This is a genomic window from Runella limosa DSM 17973 (assembly GCF_000482465.1).
GTDB classification, from domain to species: domain Bacteria; phylum Bacteroidota; class Bacteroidia; order Cytophagales; family Spirosomataceae; genus Runella; species Runella limosa.
On sequence record NZ_AXVJ01000042.1, the window covers coordinates 1 to 16467 of the forward strand.

The 16467-nt window shown below is 43.9% G+C and carries 16 protein-coding genes; 12 read left to right on the forward strand and 4 right to left on the reverse strand.

Annotated elements, in window-relative coordinates:
• Window positions 1-43: 43 nt before the first annotated feature.
• The 3 genes from K339_RS0103235 to K339_RS0103245 all read right to left on the reverse strand — a co-directional run bounded on the left by K339_RS0103235 (window position 44) and on the right by K339_RS0103245 (window position 3534).
• Window positions 44-403, reverse strand: a complete 360-nt coding sequence (locus K339_RS0103235; RefSeq protein ID WP_028522327.1) for a hypothetical protein — start codon at window positions 401-403, stop codon at window positions 44-46.
• Window positions 404-423: 20 nt separating this feature from the next.
• On the reverse strand, window positions 424-762 hold the full coding sequence (locus tag K339_RS0103240) for a carboxymuconolactone decarboxylase family protein (RefSeq protein WP_028522328.1): 339 nt from the start codon (window positions 760-762) through the stop codon (window positions 424-426).
• A gap of 102 nt (window positions 763-864) precedes the next feature.
• Window positions 865-3534 carry an MGH1-like glycoside hydrolase domain-containing protein gene (locus tag K339_RS0103245; RefSeq protein ID WP_028522329.1) on the reverse strand — a complete coding sequence of 890 codons (2670 nt, stop codon included), beginning with the start codon at window positions 3532-3534 and terminating at the stop codon, window positions 865-867.
• Window positions 3535-3648: 114 nt separating this feature from the next.
• Between K339_RS0103245 and K339_RS0103250 the strand changes: the two genes are divergently transcribed.
• Genes K339_RS0103250 through K339_RS0103280 form a run of 7 tightly spaced genes read left to right on the forward strand, consistent with a single transcriptional unit; the run spans window position 3649 to window position 10027 of the window.
• Window positions 3649-4473, forward strand: a complete 825-nt coding sequence (locus K339_RS0103250) for a 5'-methylthioadenosine/adenosylhomocysteine nucleosidase (RefSeq protein WP_051397778.1) — start codon at window positions 3649-3651, stop codon at window positions 4471-4473.
• A gap of 45 nt (window positions 4474-4518) precedes the next feature.
• Window positions 4519-6147: an acyl-CoA carboxylase subunit beta gene (locus K339_RS0103255; protein ID WP_028522331.1), complete on the forward strand. Its 1629-nt coding sequence runs from the start codon at window positions 4519-4521 to the stop codon at window positions 6145-6147.
• Window positions 6148-6166: 19 nt separating this feature from the next.
• Window positions 6167-6820 (forward strand): hypothetical protein, encoded by a 654-nt coding sequence (locus tag K339_RS0103260; RefSeq protein ID WP_028522332.1) that lies wholly within the window; start codon window positions 6167-6169, stop codon window positions 6818-6820.
• A gap of 5 nt (window positions 6821-6825) precedes the next feature.
• Complete coding sequence (locus K339_RS35710; protein ID WP_051397779.1) at window positions 6826-7593, forward strand: glycosyltransferase family 2 protein; 768 nt, start codon at window positions 6826-6828, stop codon at window positions 7591-7593.
• A 43-nt stretch (window positions 7594-7636) separates the two neighbouring features.
• Complete coding sequence (locus tag K339_RS0103270; protein ID WP_028522333.1) at window positions 7637-8839, forward strand: glycosyltransferase family 4 protein; 1203 nt, start codon at window positions 7637-7639, stop codon at window positions 8837-8839.
• The gene (locus K339_RS0103275; protein ID WP_028522334.1) at window positions 8808-9413 is read left to right on the forward strand and encodes a sugar transferase; all 606 of its coding nucleotides are present in this window, start codon (window positions 8808-8810) and stop codon (window positions 9411-9413) included. The genes K339_RS0103270 and K339_RS0103275 overlap by 32 nt, the downstream gene beginning before the upstream one ends.
• An 11-nt stretch (window positions 9414-9424) precedes the next feature.
• The gene (locus K339_RS0103280; RefSeq protein WP_028522335.1) at window positions 9425-10027 is read left to right on the forward strand and encodes an acetyltransferase; all 603 of its coding nucleotides are present in this window, start codon (window positions 9425-9427) and stop codon (window positions 10025-10027) included.
• Here the strand turns inward: K339_RS0103280 and K339_RS32455 are convergent.
• Complete coding sequence (locus tag K339_RS32455; RefSeq protein WP_037299135.1) at window positions 10024-10356, reverse strand: phage holin family protein; 333 nt, start codon at window positions 10354-10356, stop codon at window positions 10024-10026. The genes K339_RS0103280 and K339_RS32455 overlap by 4 nt on opposite strands.
• A gap of 110 nt (window positions 10357-10466) precedes the next feature.
• On the opposite strand from K339_RS32455, the gene ubiE reads away from it, so the two are divergent.
• From ubiE to K339_RS0103310, 5 genes are all read left to right on the forward strand, one after another.
• Window positions 10467-11189, forward strand: a complete 723-nt coding sequence (gene ubiE / locus K339_RS0103290; protein WP_028522336.1) for a bifunctional demethylmenaquinone methyltransferase/2-methoxy-6-polyprenyl-1,4-benzoquinol methylase UbiE — start codon at window positions 10467-10469, stop codon at window positions 11187-11189.
• On the forward strand, window positions 11138-11878 hold the full coding sequence (gene porT / locus K339_RS0103295) for a type IX secretion/gliding motility protein PorT/SprT (protein WP_028522337.1): 741 nt from the start codon (window positions 11138-11140) through the stop codon (window positions 11876-11878). Before ubiE ends, porT begins: the two co-directional genes overlap by 52 nt.
• A gap of 105 nt (window positions 11879-11983) precedes the next feature.
• On the forward strand, window positions 11984-12943 hold the full coding sequence (locus K339_RS0103300; RefSeq protein WP_028522338.1) for an isopenicillin N synthase family dioxygenase: 960 nt from the start codon (window positions 11984-11986) through the stop codon (window positions 12941-12943).
• Window positions 12944-13003: 60 nt separating this feature from the next.
• On the forward strand, window positions 13004-14203 hold the full coding sequence (gene chrA, locus K339_RS0103305; RefSeq protein WP_028522339.1) for a chromate efflux transporter: 1200 nt from the start codon (window positions 13004-13006) through the stop codon (window positions 14201-14203).
• Window positions 14204-14288: 85 nt separating this feature from the next.
• Entirely contained in the window at window positions 14289-16436 is a 2148-nt protein-coding gene (locus K339_RS0103310; protein ID WP_028522340.1) for a S46 family peptidase, read from the forward strand.
• Window positions 16437-16467: the final 31 nt, after the last annotated feature.

Consider the following 16467-nt stretch of genomic DNA (forward strand, 5'->3'; position numbering starts at 1 on the left):
TTTAAAAATAATTCGCAATTACCTATCAACCACTCACTTATAGCTACAAAAAAATACCCAGTTCCTCACCAAAATAACGCAAAACGTGCTCACGCAAAACGTTTTCTTGGCTAATTAATGAGATACGAGGCAGTTTTTCGTTCAATTTCCAGTGCGGCCAACCATCTTTATCGAGTCCTTCGAGTGTATAAAAGCCCGATAAACTGAGAACTTTACAGGTAGCAATGTGCATTAAATCCTGTTTTTGTTCTTTTGTAAAGTGCAAAGGCCCTTTCCCCAGCTCTTGAACTCCTATTAAAAATAACACGCTGTTCAAATCTTCTGGTCTTTTACCTACCATTGACTGGAGCGTGTCCAATAATTTTTCCCAGTTCTGTTCCAGTTGTTCGTTTACCTCTATCATATCCTTTATATATATAAGCACTATTTAGAAAGTTCGTCCCAATACTCTACGGCACGACGTAGGTGTGGAATCACGATTGAGCCACCGATGAGCGTGGCGATTGAAAACACTTCTTGAATTTGTGGTTCGGTTACGCCCAATTCTTTACATTTCCCTAAATGGTATTTTACACAATCGTCACACCGAAGTACCATCGAACACGCAAGCCCTAACATTTCTTTGGTTGCTTCATTGAGCTGCCCTTCTGAATAACAATTTGTATCCAAATTGAAGAGACGCTTAATAATAAGATTATCGGACGACATGATGCGGTCGTTCATTTTAGTCCGATAGCTATTGAAATCTTCTACAAGTGACATACGTATAAATAATAAATGCTTTGGTCAATGATACGGTTAACAAAACTGCGGTTGTGCCTATTTTGTTCCCCACCTTGACCAAAGCATTGGTTCAACAATGAATTAATGAGCTGATAATTCGCTCATTTTCTGTTTATGAACAGAAGTAATTTCTATCAAATCAGCGACTAACCCCGTCCAGCCCATCTGGTGGGATGCCCCAAGCCCATCTCCGTTATCTCCATTAAAGTATTCATAGAATAAGTACAAATCTTTGAAGTGTTCATCTTCTTGGAACAACTTCGATGAAGTATAAACTGGAATGTTACCGTTTGCATCTCTACGGAAAATATTAATCAGTCGCTCTGCTACGCACATCGCTGCTTCGCGAACAGTCATAACATTGCCCGAATTGGTAGGGTATTCAATCTCATAGTCGTCGCCGTAGTAGTTATAGAACTTCAACAGTGAATCGACGATTAGGAAGTTAAGCGGGAACCAAATAGGGCCACGCCAGTTAGAGTTTCCACCGAAAATGCTACTTTCAGATTCGGCAGGAGTATATTTTACGCGAAGTACTTCCCCATTTACGTAAAACTCATACGGATGTTTTTCGTGGAATTTCGACAAAGCACGAATGCCATAGTCGGACAAAAATTCTGTTTCGTCAAACATTCGTTTGAGCAACATCTTCATTCGGTGACCGCGAAGCAAAGCCAATAAGTGTGATTCCCCTTTGCCTGGTTCGTGCCAACGAGACACCAACGACGCCAAATCGGGGCGATTGGTAAGTACCCACTCTACCCTTCTTTTAAAGTCGGGCAGTTTTTCGAGCAAATCGTCGTCCAAAATCTCGACGGCAAACAATGGAATCAATCCTACCATCGACCGTACTTTTAACAACATTCCCTTTTTGTCGGGGGTATGAAGTACATCATAATAGAACTGATCTTCTTCGTCCCAAAGGCTAATTTTATCACCTCCCAACGATTTCATAGCAGCCGCAATGTGCAAGAAGTGTTCAAAAAACTTCGACGCCATATCTTGGTAGGCAGGTCGAACCAACGAAATTTCGCAGGCGATTCGAAGCATATTCAGCGTGTACATGGCCATCCAGCCAGTTCCATCGGCTTGTTCCAAATACCCACCCGTTGGTAGTTCGGCACTTCTATCAAATACCCCAATGTTATCAAGCCCTAAGAAACCGCCTGAGAAAACGTTGTTTCCTTCGGCATCTTTACGGTTGACCCACCACGTGAAGTTGAGCAATAGTTTGTGAAAAACCCGTTCTAGGAAGGCCACATCTCCTTGTCCGTTCATTTCGCGGTCAATTTCATAAACTTTCCAAGTCGCCCACGCGTGTACGGGCGGGTTTACGTCCGAGAAGTTCCATTCGTAAGCAGGCAACTGACCATTGGGGTGCATGTAATACTCCCGAAGGACTACCGCTAGTTGTCGTTTGGCAAAATAAGGATCAAGTCGAGCCAAGGTAACGGTATGAAATGCCAAGTCCCAAGCTGCAAACCAAGGATATTCCCATTTGTCGGGCATCGACAAGATATTGGCCGTGTACATGTGTTTCCACGTAAGGTTACGCGGATAGGCTCTTCCTTTGAACTCGAACGGCATCTTAGGATCACCTTTGAGCCATTCGTTTACATTATAATAAAAGAACTGTTTGTTCCACAACATTCCCGCAAAGGCTTGACGCTGCACAGTACGAAGTTCAGGGTCAGTAACATTTTTTTGCAAGTCGTCGTAAAACTCGTCGGCTTCGGCTTTGCGTTGTTCAAAAATTTCGTCGAAATCCTCAAACGCGTTCGTCAAGTGGGTTTGATTTGAAAAGCGAAGGCGAATTTCTACGCTTCCGCCAGCGGGTACTATTTTTTTATAATGCCCCGCCGCTTTCGAACCAATTTGATTTCGATTGATGTACTGCTTTTTCCCCGTAACAATATAATTATTGATACCATCTTTGGTGTAAGGGATGGTATTGGGTTTTCCAAACATCTTTTCTGTGTTGGTTTCGTTTTCACAGAAAATCAACTCATCAGCCCCGTCCAAATAGAACTTATACTTCCCTAGTAAGCGGTGGTTTAAGTCAATCTGGCGATTGGCAATACCATTCAGGATAGGCTTGTAATTAAACTGCTCGTATCCCCACGACCATGTGTTGCGAAACCAGAGTGTAGGCAATATAGTCAATGGCGCTTCTTTGGTATAGCGGTTATGTGCCGTAATTTTTACCAACAAGTCGTTTTCATCGGCTTTGGCGTACTCTATATATATATCAAAGTAGCGATTATCATTAAAAACACCCGTATCCAAGATTTCATACTCGGGTTGAAGGCGATTTCGTTTGCGGTTTTCTTCCGATAGTTTGGCATAAGGAAATGCTTGCTGCGGGTATTTATAAAGCAATTTCATGTACGAGTGCGTAGGTGTACTATCGAGATAATAGTACAGTTCCTTCACATCTTCCCCGTGGTTTCCTTCGGGTCCTGTTAGGCCAAACAAACGTTCTTTGATGATGGGGTCATGGTGATTCCAAAACGAAAAAGCCAAACAGACATGGCCTTTATTGTCCGAAATACCACCGATACCATCTTCACCCCAACGATACGCGTACGAACGAGAAAGTTCGTGTGAGATGAATCCCCACGAATCGCCCCAGTAACTATAATCTTCGCGAACAGTTCCCCATTGGCGTTCAGCCAAGTAAGGCCCCCATTTTTTCCAGCCTTTGTTGTCGGCACGCGCATGAATACGCTTTCTTTCGGCAGTATCTTTCATTGTGTATTAGAGTGGGTTATTACAAGGAATTACAAAAATAGCGGAATCAGCGATAGGTTTTTCTGCAATTTTGCATCAAATAAGCATTTATTCCCATCTTCAACTATCTTTTTTATGTATTTTTTGCGCTGGAAACTACTATTTATCTTTCTATTGGGCAATATTCCCCTGCTTTTTTCTCAAGTTTACTCGCCTACCTCGACCATCGCACTCGTAGGAGCAATGGACGAAGAAATCGAGTTACTGCAACGTTCATTACAACATTCCAAGACAAAAATTATTCATGGCATTCCTTTTTATACGGGGAAAATTGGGAAACAAAAGGTCGTTATCCTCAAAACCGGGATTGGAAAAGTAAATGCCTCCATGGCTGTGGCTTTTCTCCTCAACGAATTTCGTCCTAAACAGTTGATTTTTACGGGAATTGCGGGAGGTTTACACCCCGATTTGGAGGCAGGAGATATTGTGATTGGCAAACAAACGCTCCAATACGATTATGGCCAAGCGACCAACGACAGTACATTCACCCGAAGTACCCGCAACCCGATGACGAAACAACTCAATCCATTGTATTTTTTGGCTGACTCTATTTTATTAACAACTGCTCAAGAAGCAGCCAAGCGCACCGATTTTCAAACATTGGGCACGAATCATCGTTCACCAAAAATTTTGACAGGAACCATTGTCACGGGCGATTTGCTCGTTACTTCTGAAAACAAGGCCAACGAACTTCGTCGAAAATTTGGGGCGGATGCCACCGAAATGGAGGGAGCGGCCGTGGCTCAAATTTGCTGGCAACAAAAAGTGCCTTGTTTGGTTATCAGAAGCATGAGCGACAAAGCCGACAGCAAAGCGCGCGACAGCATCGAAAATTTTAAACAGGTAGCATCTTACAATTCAGCGCACCTTTTACTAAATTTATTGGGGAAACTTCCCTAAAAAGGTGCATTTTGTGACATCATTCATTCCCTAAATCAGGTCAATATGACTAACCGTGAATTTCATCAACAGCTTTTAGACGAATTGAACCGTCGTTACGAAAAAGTAAAATTAGGCGGTGGACTTAAAAACATCGAAAAACACAAAGCCAAGGGAAAACTGACCGCCCGCGAGCGCATCGACTATTTAGTAGATGTTCCCAACGATTTTGTGGAAGTGGGGGCTTTTGTGGGCGAAGGTATGTATCCCGAGGAAGGTGGTTGTCCATCGGGCGGGGTGGTGATTGGTATCGGGAAAGTATCGGGGCGGCAATGCGTGATTGTGGCCAACGATGCCACCGTGAAGGCAGGCGCTTGGTTTCCGATTACGGCCAAAAAGAACTTACGAGCGCAAGAGATTGCCATCGAAAACCAACTTCCTATTATTTACCTCGTCGATAGTGCGGGGATTTACCTACCCCTTCAGGCAGATGTATTTGCTGATAAAGAGCACTTTGGACGTATTTTTAGGAACAACGCCGTGATGTCTTCCATGGGTTTGCTCCAAGTAGCAGCCATTATGGGGAGTTGTGTGGCGGGTGGGGCTTACTTGCCTATCATGTCGGACGAAGCGCTGATTGTGGAAGGGACGGGTTCGATATTTTTGGCGGGGCCTTATTTGGTCAAAGCCTCCATCGGTGAAGACGTAGATGCCGAAACCTTGGGAGGTGCCTCCACGCACTGTGAAATTTCGGGCGTTACCGACAATAAATATCCTGACGACCCTTCGTGTTTGGACGCTATCAAACGAATTTTTGACCGACTTGGACACTCGCCAGAAGCTGGTTTTGACCGCATTGCTCCCGCCACTCCGAAGAAAAACCCCGACGAAATTTTTGATTTGCTCCCCGCCGACCGCAACAAACCCTACGATATGCGGGAAATCATTGAGCGAATTGTGGATAATTCTGAGTTTGAAGAATATAAACAATTGTACGGCCAAACCTTGCTTTGCGGTTATGCTCGGATTGACGGCTGGTCGGTCGGGATTGTCGCCAATCAGCGCAAAATGGTCAAAGCAAAAAAAGGAAGTGGAAGCGGTAACGAAATGCAAATGGGCGGCGTGATTTACTCCGACTCGGCCGACAAAGCTGCCCGTTTTATCATGAATTGCAACCAAAAGAAGATTCCGCTGGTGTTTCTGCACGATGTGACGGGTTTCATGGTAGGCAGTCGTTCGGAGCAAGGAGGGATTATCAAAGACGGCGCTAAGATGGTGAATGCCGTAGCCAACTCGGTGGTGCCCAAATTCACGTTTATTATCGGAAATTCTTACGGCGCGGGCAATTATGCCATGTGCGGCAAAGCCTACGACCCACGTCTAATTTATGCGTGGCCAACGGCCCAATTGGCCGTCATGAGTGGGGCTTCGGCGGCCAAAACGTTGCTCCAAATCCAAGTGGCTACGCTTAAAGCTAAAGGTCAGACGATTGACCCCGAAGTTGAAAAAGAGCTTTTATCCGACATCACCAACCGCTACAACGAACAGCTTTCGCCGTATTATGCAGCTGCACATTTATGGACCGACGGTATTGTTCATCCCTTAGACACGCGGCGAATTATTTCGGCGGGTATCGAAGCAGCCAACCATGCACCCATTCAGAAGCCATTCAATGTAGGCGTGATTCAGACGTAGATTTCTCATTATAAACATCATGAAAAATCTACGTCGAGTTATTTTTTTGCTCCTTTTACTGTCAAACCAAGTCATTGGGCAGGAGTTTTTGCCTTATTTCGAAGGACTTACCAAGCAATTACGTTTGAACAAGCCTAGATTACCACGAAACTCCTACCAAGTAAGGTTCTGGGTTAACCTTTCACTGGCCATTGGGGAAGCCGAAGAATTGTACATCATTACCCAGAAACGAAAAAAACTATTCCTTGAAAAACGCACTCTTTTTCACACCAAAGAGGGATTTCTGCGTTCTACGGTTGATTTTAAAGTAAGTTTAAAAGAAACCACTTTTTTTAATGAACTGATTGCCAACGCTGTCTTATCAAGCCGCGACCAATCCATTATTACGGATTCGTTATACAATGTCTATCGTTCTTTTAAACAAACGACTCGGATTGAGATACAAGATGGCGAAGTACAAGTAATTTCGAATAAACCTCCAAAATTGACCATGTTACTAGACGGAACTACGTATTATTTTGAGGTGATGGGAAAAGATTTTTTCAGAAAATACAAGTTTCATTCACCAAAAGCATACGCAAAGGTGTATCCTGAACTAGGAGAGTTAGGTCGAAACGTAGATTTAGTACGGCGTATTTTTACTGCTTTTTTAGAAAAACGGCGAGAAATATAGTAGTTATGTCCGTAACTCAAGTAACTATCATCTTGCCTGTTTTTAACGGTGAAACTACCCTCGCAAGGGCAGTAGAGTCGATTCTACACCAGACCCATCCGCATTGGAAATTGTTAGTGATTGATGATGGCTCAACCGACGCTACCTTGGAAATTGCTCATTCATTTCAAGATTCTCGGATTACAGTAATCAGTGATGGACTTCACAAAGGCATCGTCGAGCGACTTAATCAAGGGGTGGAGCTCGCCGATACGCCATACATTGCACGAATGGACGCCGACGATTTTTCGTTGCCCGAGCGATTAGAACAACAAGTTCATTTTTTGGAAAAGCACCCCGAAATTGACCTCGTAGGCACCGCCATTTACTTAGTTAGCCCCACTGGCGAAATAATTGGAAAGCGTATATTTTCTACTTCACATTCGGGTATAGTTTCTAAACCTTGGCTCAAAACAATTTCAATCGCTCATCCTACTTGGTGTGGACATACCGCATGGTTTAAAAAATGGCCTTATCAAGATTTTACCCGAAATGAAGACCAAGAACTTCTCCTGAGAGCATCTTCTTCGAGCACGTACTCAAATCTTTCAACTCCTTTGCTAGAATATACCTTTAAAAATATTTTCTACCAAAATTTTCAAACTCGCTTGAGTTGGTTAATCGTTTTGGTAAAATATTATCTAAAAAAACGGCATTTTGTTGAATTATTCTTAGGTATATCTGTATTTTTTGTTAAAATTTTTCTAGATTTTTTGCGAAACCTCTTGCATTAATTACCTATTTTAAAGTCACCAAGGTTTTAAAAAGTGACTCATTATGAAGGTAATACAGACATTTACAGTGCCCATTTCGCTTTGTTTCTTAGAAAACCAATCATCGTTTTGGAATATAAACCAGTATAATCTGCACGTTCTTTCCTCAGAACATGATGGGCTTTTGAAGGAGTTTGGTCAAAAGAATCGTCTCACTACTTTTGCCATTCCTTTTACCCGCAACAAAGACATTCTCAATTCGCTCTCAAATGTAAAAATGCTCTACGCTTATTTCCGTAAGCATCGTCCTACCTTGGTTCACGGCAACACCCCCAAGGCTTCCTTTCTGAGCATGATGGCTGCGGCGTTCGCCCGTGTACCTGTTCGCGTGTATGAAATGCACGGGCTTCCACTCGAAACGGCCAGCTTGCCTTGGAAAATACTTTATTGGGGAATAGAAAAAATGACGTGTGCGTTAGCTACCCACGTCATCGCGGTAAGTCCTTCACTGCGGCAAAGTGCCATCCAAAAACGGTTGGTTTCTGCGCAGAAAGTTTCGGTTATGCACCACGGCAGCTGCAATGGCATAGATGCCAAACAGAAATTTAACCCTGCTTTTATCGACGTCCAAAAAGTAGAAAATTTACGAAAAAAGTGGAATCTTAATCCTGATCAGCCCATCGTCGGATTTGTAGGAAGGCTCACACCCGACAAAGGTATTCAAGAATTGTACGACGCCTGGCAATGGGTAAAACAAGTGACTCCTGCCGCTAAACTTGTGATGGTGGGTGACTGTGATGACCGACAGCCTATTTCCCAGCGGCTGCTTTCACAATTAAAAAGTGATTCTTCTATTGTATGCCTAAACCACCAATCTGACATTAATTCGGTGTATGCACTGATTGATTTTTTGGTATTGCCCAGTTACCGCGAAGGACTTGGGAATGTTGTCCTAGAAGCTGCTGCCATGGGCAAACCCGCAGTAGTGAGCAACGTCACGGGCTTGAAAGATGCCATTGACGATAACCATACGGGCACATTTTGCGCGCCCCACTCCGCTCAAGACCTTGCAGCGAAAATGATTGCTTACCTCCAAAACCCACAGCTCATCCACCAACATGGGCAAGCCGCCCAGCTCCGCGTGCGTAAACGGTTTGTTCCTGAAGACGTATGGCACGCAAAACTTATGCTTTATCGGCGTTTGGTAGCCGCTAACGAATCAGTAACTTTGCCGCATGTACCCACAATTTTTCAAACCGCTGATTGATAAAACCATTGCTGGTATTTTACTGCTCCTTACTTTGCCTATTACACTGTTAGTAAGCGGATTGTTATACTTTTATAACGACGGAAAACCTTTCTTTTTTCAACTGCGGCCTGGTCTTCGTGGGCAAATTTTCAGGATTTGGAAGTTCAAAACCATGAACGACCGCAAAAACAAACAGGGCGAACTGTTGCCCGACCACGAGCGCCTGACAGCGGTAGGGAAATGGGTACGAAAAACGTCGCTAGATGAACTGCCTCAGCTTATCAATGTATTGAAGGGCGATATGTCGCTGGTGGGTCCTCGTCCGTTACTGGTGGAATACTTACCGCTGTACAATACCCGTCAACGGCGCCGACATGAGGTCAAACCTGGCATTACGGGCTGGGCGCAAGTCAACGGGCGCAACGCGATTTCGTGGCAGCAAAAATTTGAGTATGATGTTTGGTACGTAGAAAATATTTCCTTCTTTCTTGACCTGAAGATTTTATGGCTAACGGCCATGAAAGTGGTTCAATCGGAAGGAATAAATGCTTCGCAAACAACGACCATGGAAAAATTTACGGGAAACAACTAACTCCAACGACTATGCTTTTATACGGTGCAAGTGGTCATGCCAAGGTAATCATCAGTTGTTTGCGGGCCCAAAATGTAGAAATCAACGCCATTTTTGATGATGATTTATCGAAAAACGAACTTTGGGAAATTCCTGTCGTTGGAAAGTATAGTGCCCAGCAGTCGCCTTCTCTTCCCCTCATTATTTCTATAGGCTACAATGCCATACGAAAAAAAGTAGCTTCAACCATCCAACACAATTTCGGAAAGATAGCCCATCCGACGGCTATCATCGACGAATCGGTGGTATGGAATGAAGGGACTGTTATTTTTCACAACACGGTGATTCAAGCCGACGCTGTCATTGGTAAGCACGTGATTGTCAACACCTCTGCCTCTATCGACCACGACTGTGTTATTGGCGACTTTGTACACATTGCACCCAAAGCCACCTTGTGCGGCAACGTTCGGGTAGGTGAAGCGACGTTGATTGGCGCTGGTACGGTCATCGCTCCTAACTTAACCATTGGAAAAAACTGTATGATTGCCGCGGGAAGTGTCATTACCAAAAACATTCCTGACAACGCCATTGTACGCGGAAATCCTGCTCGGGTGATCAAAATAAAACCAGCTTAGTTCTTCTTAAAAATATGGTATAAAAGCCGACGAACAATGTTGTTGACCCAACCTCCTGCCCGAATCCAAACAATCGTTTTTATAAAAAGGAGTCCAAACACAATGGCAAAACCCCAATAGCGGCTATCGAGCCATTCGTTGAGTAAAACAGCCAACATTATAAAAACAAAAATGCCCGTTAGCGAAACTAGCAATAACAAAACCACCAAATAGATGATTTGAATAACAATGTTTTCAATCTGCTCTTGGGCTTCGGTTTTAAATAAATCCAGGCGGGCTTCGAGGTATTTGTACAAATAATCCCGAATTTCTTCGATTTTTTCTATCATGCTAGCTAAGTATTTCGATACGGTGAACAATTTTACACAAAACTCTTTAGTCCTACAAAGCGTTTCACAAATGTCGTTCGTACCTTTGTGAACTTTTTATTGATATTGATATGGCTGTAGTTCCCTATAAAGATAAAGACGCCTCTAAGCGTGAGCAAATTGCTGAAATGTTTGACAACGTATCGGCAAAGTATGATTTTTTAAACCACTTCCTGAGTGCAGGAATTGATTTTTACTGGCGCAAACGTGCCATTAAACTTCTTCAACCCGAAAAACCTCAAACGATTTTGGACATTGCCACGGGCACGGGCGACTTTGCCATTGAGGCCCTCAAGCTCAATCCAACCAAAATCATTGGGGTCGATATTTCGGAGGGGATGTTGGCTGTGGGTCGTGAGAAAATCAAAAAAATGGGCAAGGAAAACGTGATTGAGCTTCGCAGTGGCGACTCGACCAACCTCATGCTCGAAACCAATTCGTTTGATGCGGTCATTGCTTCTTTCGGAGTTCGTAACTTTGAAAACCTATTAGCGGGCCTCACCGAAATGTGCCGTGTGACCAAACCAGGCGGAACTTGCGTTGTTTTGGAGTTTTCAAAACCGAAAACTTTCCCTTTCAAACAATTATACAACTTTTACTTTCGTTACATTTTACCAGTTATCGGACGAATGGTTTCCAAAGATGCCTCGGCCTACACCTATTTGCCCGAATCGGTACAGGCGTTTCCTGATGGAAACGACTTTTTGAAAGTTTACGAACAGGCAGGCTTTAAAAACACGAAATGCATACCACTCACTTTCGGAATTTGCTCCATTTACGTTGGCAAAAAGTAATTGTTGGCGCGTTGCTCCTTGGGCAAGCAATCTTGTTTTCGGCAAACGCCCAAACGTCAAGCTATTACCGTAAACATTTAGAACACTACGACGACAAGCCCGTACATTACGGCTTTTTGTTTGCCCTGCCCGTCACCCGTTTTGGAATCGTGCATAGCAATACGTTTTTGACCCAAGATACCCTCAATCGCATTACGGCGCCTGCTACCGCAGGTTTTCGCATGGGATTTGTGGTAAATGGCTATCTCAATGACAGTTGGGATATTCGTACGACGCCCTCGGTATCACTCTACGACCGCCGTGTTCAATACGAATATGCCAAGGGAAGTACGCGAAATGAGCTGCGTGAAGCTACTTGGATTGAAATTCCTGTCTTGTTCAAATACAAATCCCAACGTCGAATGAACACCCGCATGTACATGCTTGGGGGTATGACGTTTGGCTTTGAAACCAACGTTCGGAAGCGTCTTCGCCAAGGTTCGGATTTTTTAAACACCCGTGGTTCGGATTTAACAGTGGACTACGGTTTTGGACTTGAGCAATTCTTGGCCTACACAAAATTTTCTCCTGAAATTCGATTTTCGCACGGGATTCTTAACTTATTCCGTAGCAACGACCTCAATACAGCGAGCAATGGTATTCGTCGCCTGACGTCTCATACCGTTACTATTTATTTGATGTTTGAATAAACCGATTGTTTTTTCAAACTTTGTAGAAATGAATCCCAAATTGTTGGGATATCCGCTATTTGACCAGTAGCGGATATTTTCTTTTATTCCAAATCATCAACTATCATGTCAGAAATTGCTCTTTTAGACGAAATCCCGTCTTTAGACTTATCCGATTTTACATCGGGCAATCCTGAGCGCAAAGCCAAATTTGTCCAAGATTTAGGATCTGCTTTTAATAATATTGGCTTTGTAGCCATTTCTAACCACGGCCTGACGGAAGACATTCGGGTGAAACTTTATGAAACAGTTCAGGCATTTTTTAAACAACCAGACGAAGTAAAATACAAATACGAGTTTCTTGAACTCAACGGTCAGCGTGGCTACGTCAGCAAAGGACGTGAAAAAGCGAAAGGGTTTAAAGTAGCTGATTTAAAGGAGTTTTACCACGTAGGACAACCTACTCCCGAAGGCGAAATGCCGTCCAATGTTTTCCCCGAAGAAGTACCCAATTTTGAAGAATACACAACACTGGTTTTCAACACATTTGAAAATACGGGTAAAACCCTTCTTCGCGCCATTGCCCTGTATCTTGATTTGGACGAAGATTATTTTGAAGACAAAGTGCGTAACGGAGATAGTATTCTGCGCGCTTTGCATTATTTTCCACTCGACCCCGAGACCGTACCAGAAGGAGCTGTTCGGGCTGCTGCCCACGGCGACATCAACCTTATTACGTTGTTGATGGGTGCCAGTGCCGAAGGATTAGAAGTACTCCGTCGCGACGGGGCTTGGATTGCCGCTACCCCTTCTCCCGACCAAATCATCATCAATGTAGGCGATATGCTCGACCGCCTCACCAACCACAAACTCAAGTCAACGATTCACCGCGTAATCAATCCTCCACGTGAAAAGATGAATACGTCGCGGTACTCAATTCCATTTTTTATGCACCCACGTGCCGAAATGAACTTGACTTGTTTGAGCAGTTGCGTTACGGCCGAACATCCTAAACTGTACGTTGACATGACCGCAGGGGAATTTCTAAACGAACGCCTCATCGAGCTTGGATTGAAAAAAGCCTAATCACCCGCCTCCTCACTGCTTTTTCGGAAGGCAGTGAGGAGACTAAGCCCTCCTAATCACTTGTCGGAATCAGTTTTACACTCACACGTTAGGCAAATTCGCTACCTCATCTTTCTCAAAGATGTTCTTGTTCTTGCGTTGACGTGTTTTGGAGGCCCACAAGTGCATTTGGTGATGTTTTTGGAGCGTTTTGTTCAAAAAAGACGCTACATTACCGAAGCCGAACTTCTTGAATTACAAGCACTTTGCCAAGTACTTCCTGGCCCTACTTCTACCCAAACCATCACGGCATTGGGCTTTAAAATCGGAGGTCCTACCCTTGCCTATCTTACCGTTTTGGTTTGGTCGTTGCCTGCGGTTATCGTCATGACGTTGGCAGCGTTGGGTATTTCTTACCTCCAGCAGCACCACATTTCATTGTCGTTCATGCGTTTTGTAGAGCCAATGGCCATTGGTTTTCTAGCGTATGGCGGCTATTCGATTGGGGCAAAAGTCATCCATAATCAGCTACATTGGGCCATATTGGGGATTTCTGCGCTCGTATCGTACATTTTTCCCTCGCCCTACATGACACCCATTGTCGTGATTTTAGGCGGTGTCATCACATCTTTTCAATACCAACGACTCCAAAAATTAGACAAAACGCCTATTCGCATCGAATGGGCAAACTTCTTTCTTTGGCTTGGCGTGCTCATCACGGCGGCCATTCTTGGGAAAATCACCAACTGGCTCCCGATTCGTTTGTTTGAAAACTTTTACCGAAATGGTAGTTTGGTATTTGGCGGCGGGCAGGTACTTAACCCCATGCTTTACACCGAGTTTGTTGAGTTTAAACAATGGCTCTCAGAGCAAGAGTTTTTGACGGGTATGGCCTTGGCTCAGATTGTCCCTGGACCCGTTTTCTCGATTGCGTCTTACATTGGCGCGCTTTCCATGCGTAACGATGGCGTTTTTGGGCAACTCATTGGCAGTACGGCTGCAAGTTTTGGTATTTTTCTCCCAGGTACGTTTTTAATTTTCTTTGTGTATCGTTTTTGGAACGAATTAAAAAAATACCGAGGTGTAAGGGCTTCACTTGAAGGACTCAATGCCGCCAGTGTTGGGCTAACCATTGCGGCGGTTATTCGGATGTTTATGGCAACTGCCACCACTTCTACGGGTATTTTTAGTATTCTGCTCACAATTTGTTTACTTTACTTCACCAAAACGCCCCCTTACATGATTGTTTTTGGTGGCATTTTGCTGGGAATCCTGCTTTAGAAGTAGTATTTTCCTTTCCGACAATCAGAAAAATCTACGTTCAACCAATAGTTACTTTTTATTACATTTCTGTTTTTAGCAAACCATGAATAAACTTAAAACAACCCTGTGTGCCTTGTTGGCAAGCTCGCTGGCATGGGCTGGGAATCCCTCCGACGAAGGGATGTGGCTTCCGCTTTTGATTGGAAAAAATGAAGCCCAAATGAAAAAACAAGGCTTTAAACTCTCCGCAAAAGAGATTTATAACGTCAATAATGCCAGCTTAAAAGATGCCATCGTTCGCATGGGTGGTGGGTTCTGTACGGGCGAAATCGTCTCTGACCAAGGTCTTTTGTTTACCAATCACCACTGCGGCTACGATGCCATCGCGACAAACTCCACCCCACAAGACAACATTCTCGACAACGGTTTTTGGGCAAAAACAAATAATGAAGAACGCCCCATCAAAGACCTTTACATCGACATATTGGTACGGATGGAGGATGTGACCGACAAAGTTCTCCCTCAATTGGCAGGTCTTAACGAAAAAGCCCGCGCCGCCAAAGTCAACCAATTGGGTAATGAACTTTCCAAAAAAGCTACCGAAGGTACCAATTACAACGCTTCCGTACGCGAGTTTGCCAAAGGGAATGCCTATTATCTGTTTGTTTTTGAAAAGTTCTCCGACATTCGTTTGGTAGGAACTCCCCCGCAAAGCATCGGAAAATACGGGGGTGATACCGATAACTGGGTTTGGCCTCGCCATACGGGCGATTTCTCGGTATTTCGTATTTATGCCAACAAAGACAACAAAGGAGCCGATTACTCCAAAGACAACGTTCCGTACCGTCCCAAAAAATTCTTACCTATTTCTCTGAAAGGTATCAAACCTGGGGATTTTGCGATGGTTTTTGGATTTCCAGGACGTACCAACCGCTACGAAACATCCATGGGAATCAAATTGGCGATTGATAAAGTAAACCAAGGCATTGTCAAAAATCGTGGGATTCGTCTGGAAGCGTGGAAAGAAGAAATGGACAAAGATGTAGCTACCAAACTCGCTTTGGCTTCTGAATACGCGAGCATCGCCAACTATTGGAAATATTATATTGGTCAAACTGAACAGCTTGTTCACCTCAAAGTGTATGACCAAAAAGTAGCCCTTGAAAACCAATTTAAAGAATGGGCAAAAGGCAAAGCCGAGTACGAAAGCATTTTTGAGGAATGGCAAAAAGCGTATGTCGCTTACGAACCCTATTCGACTCACTCCGTCTATCTTTCTCAAGGGATTTTTGGGGCTCATTTGGTCAACATCGCTCTTCCAGCGGTTATGAGTGCCAATAGATTTAAAGAAGCCGCCACAACAAAAGCTGCTTCTGAGCGCTTAAAAACAGCAGGGGAGACTTTTTTCAAGTCGTTTAATTTACCTTCTGACCAGAAAATTGTCGCCCAAACACTCCTTGCTTTCTACAACGATATTCCAAAAGACCAACATCCTGCCATCGTTGGGGAGATTTTATCGAAATTTTCGGCAGGAACTCCTGAGGAGTCGTTCAAAAAATTTGCCCAAGAGCTTTACCTCACGAGCATCTTTAGTGACAAAGGCCGTTTTACTCAGTTCTTAGAAAACCCCAATTACGAAAAATTGACCAATGACTGGGCGTTTAAGTATTTTTCTGATTTTCAGAGAAACTACGTTGCAAAATACGCAAAGTACAGTACTGATTTTCAAGAAGTTGATAAGCGCCTAGCACGAACTTACATCAAGGGCCTTGGCGAAATGAATCCCGCTTTGGTTCAATACCCTGATGCCAATAGTACCTTGCGTGTGAGCTACGGGAATGTGCAAGACTATGACCCACGCGACGGCGTTCACTACAAATACCGCACGACAATTTCGGGGGTTATTGAAAAGTACAAACCCAAAGACGACGAATTTGATTTACCACAGAAGTTTCTTGACTTATATAAAGCCAAAGACTTTGGTCAATACTCCGATAAAGATGGCGAAGTAAGTGTCGGTTTTATTACCAACAATGACATTACGGGTGGTAACTCGGGTAGCCCAGTGCTCAATGCCAAAGGCGAATTGATAGGTTTGGCTTTTGACGGCAACTGGGAAGCGATGTCGGGAGATATTGTCTTCGACCAAAAATTCAAACGTTGTATCAACGTTGACATCCGCTACGTGCTTTGGTGCATCGAAAAATTAGGCGGTTCTGATTTGGTAAAAGAACTGAAGATTGTGAAGTAATTGCTGGTTGATAGTCAACGGTCGATAGTCC

Bases quoted from the DNA above. Each gene is read 5' to 3' on its own strand.
- K339_RS0103310 (WP_028522340.1), top strand. From the start codon at position 14,289: ATGAATAAACTTAAAACAACCCTGTGTGCCTTGTTGGCAAGCTCGCTG.
- K339_RS35710 (WP_051397779.1), top strand. From the start codon at position 6,826: ATGTCCGTAACTCAAGTAACTATCATCTTGCCTGTTTTTAACGGTGAA.
- K339_RS0103260 (WP_028522332.1), top strand. From the start codon at position 6,167: ATGAAAAATCTACGTCGAGTTATTTTTTTGCTCCTTTTACTGTCAAAC.
- porT (WP_028522337.1), top strand. From the start codon at position 11,138: ATGCATACCACTCACTTTCGGAATTTGCTCCATTTACGTTGGCAAAAA.
- K339_RS0103250 (WP_051397778.1), top strand. From the start codon at position 3,649: ATGTATTTTTTGCGCTGGAAACTACTATTTATCTTTCTATTGGGCAAT.
- ubiE (WP_028522336.1), top strand. From the start codon at position 10,467: ATGGCTGTAGTTCCCTATAAAGATAAAGACGCCTCTAAGCGTGAGCAA.
- K339_RS0103275 (WP_028522334.1), top strand. From the start codon at position 8,808: ATGTACCCACAATTTTTCAAACCGCTGATTGATAAAACCATTGCTGGT.
- K339_RS0103255 (WP_028522331.1), top strand. From the start codon at position 4,519: ATGACTAACCGTGAATTTCATCAACAGCTTTTAGACGAATTGAACCGT.
- K339_RS0103245 (WP_028522329.1), bottom strand. From the start codon at position 3,534: ATGAAAGATACTGCCGAAAGAAAGCGTATTCATGCGCGTGCCGACAAC.
- K339_RS0103280 (WP_028522335.1), top strand. From the start codon at position 9,425: ATGCTTTTATACGGTGCAAGTGGTCATGCCAAGGTAATCATCAGTTGT.
- K339_RS0103240 (WP_028522328.1), bottom strand. From the start codon at position 762: ATGTCACTTGTAGAAGATTTCAATAGCTATCGGACTAAAATGAACGAC.
- K339_RS0103300 (WP_028522338.1), top strand. From the start codon at position 11,984: ATGTCAGAAATTGCTCTTTTAGACGAAATCCCGTCTTTAGACTTATCC.
- K339_RS0103235 (WP_028522327.1), bottom strand. From the start codon at position 403: ATGATAGAGGTAAACGAACAACTGGAACAGAACTGGGAAAAATTATTG.
- K339_RS0103270 (WP_028522333.1), top strand. From the start codon at position 7,637: ATGAAGGTAATACAGACATTTACAGTGCCCATTTCGCTTTGTTTCTTA.
- K339_RS32455 (WP_037299135.1), bottom strand. From the start codon at position 10,356: ATGATAGAAAAAATCGAAGAAATTCGGGATTATTTGTACAAATACCTC.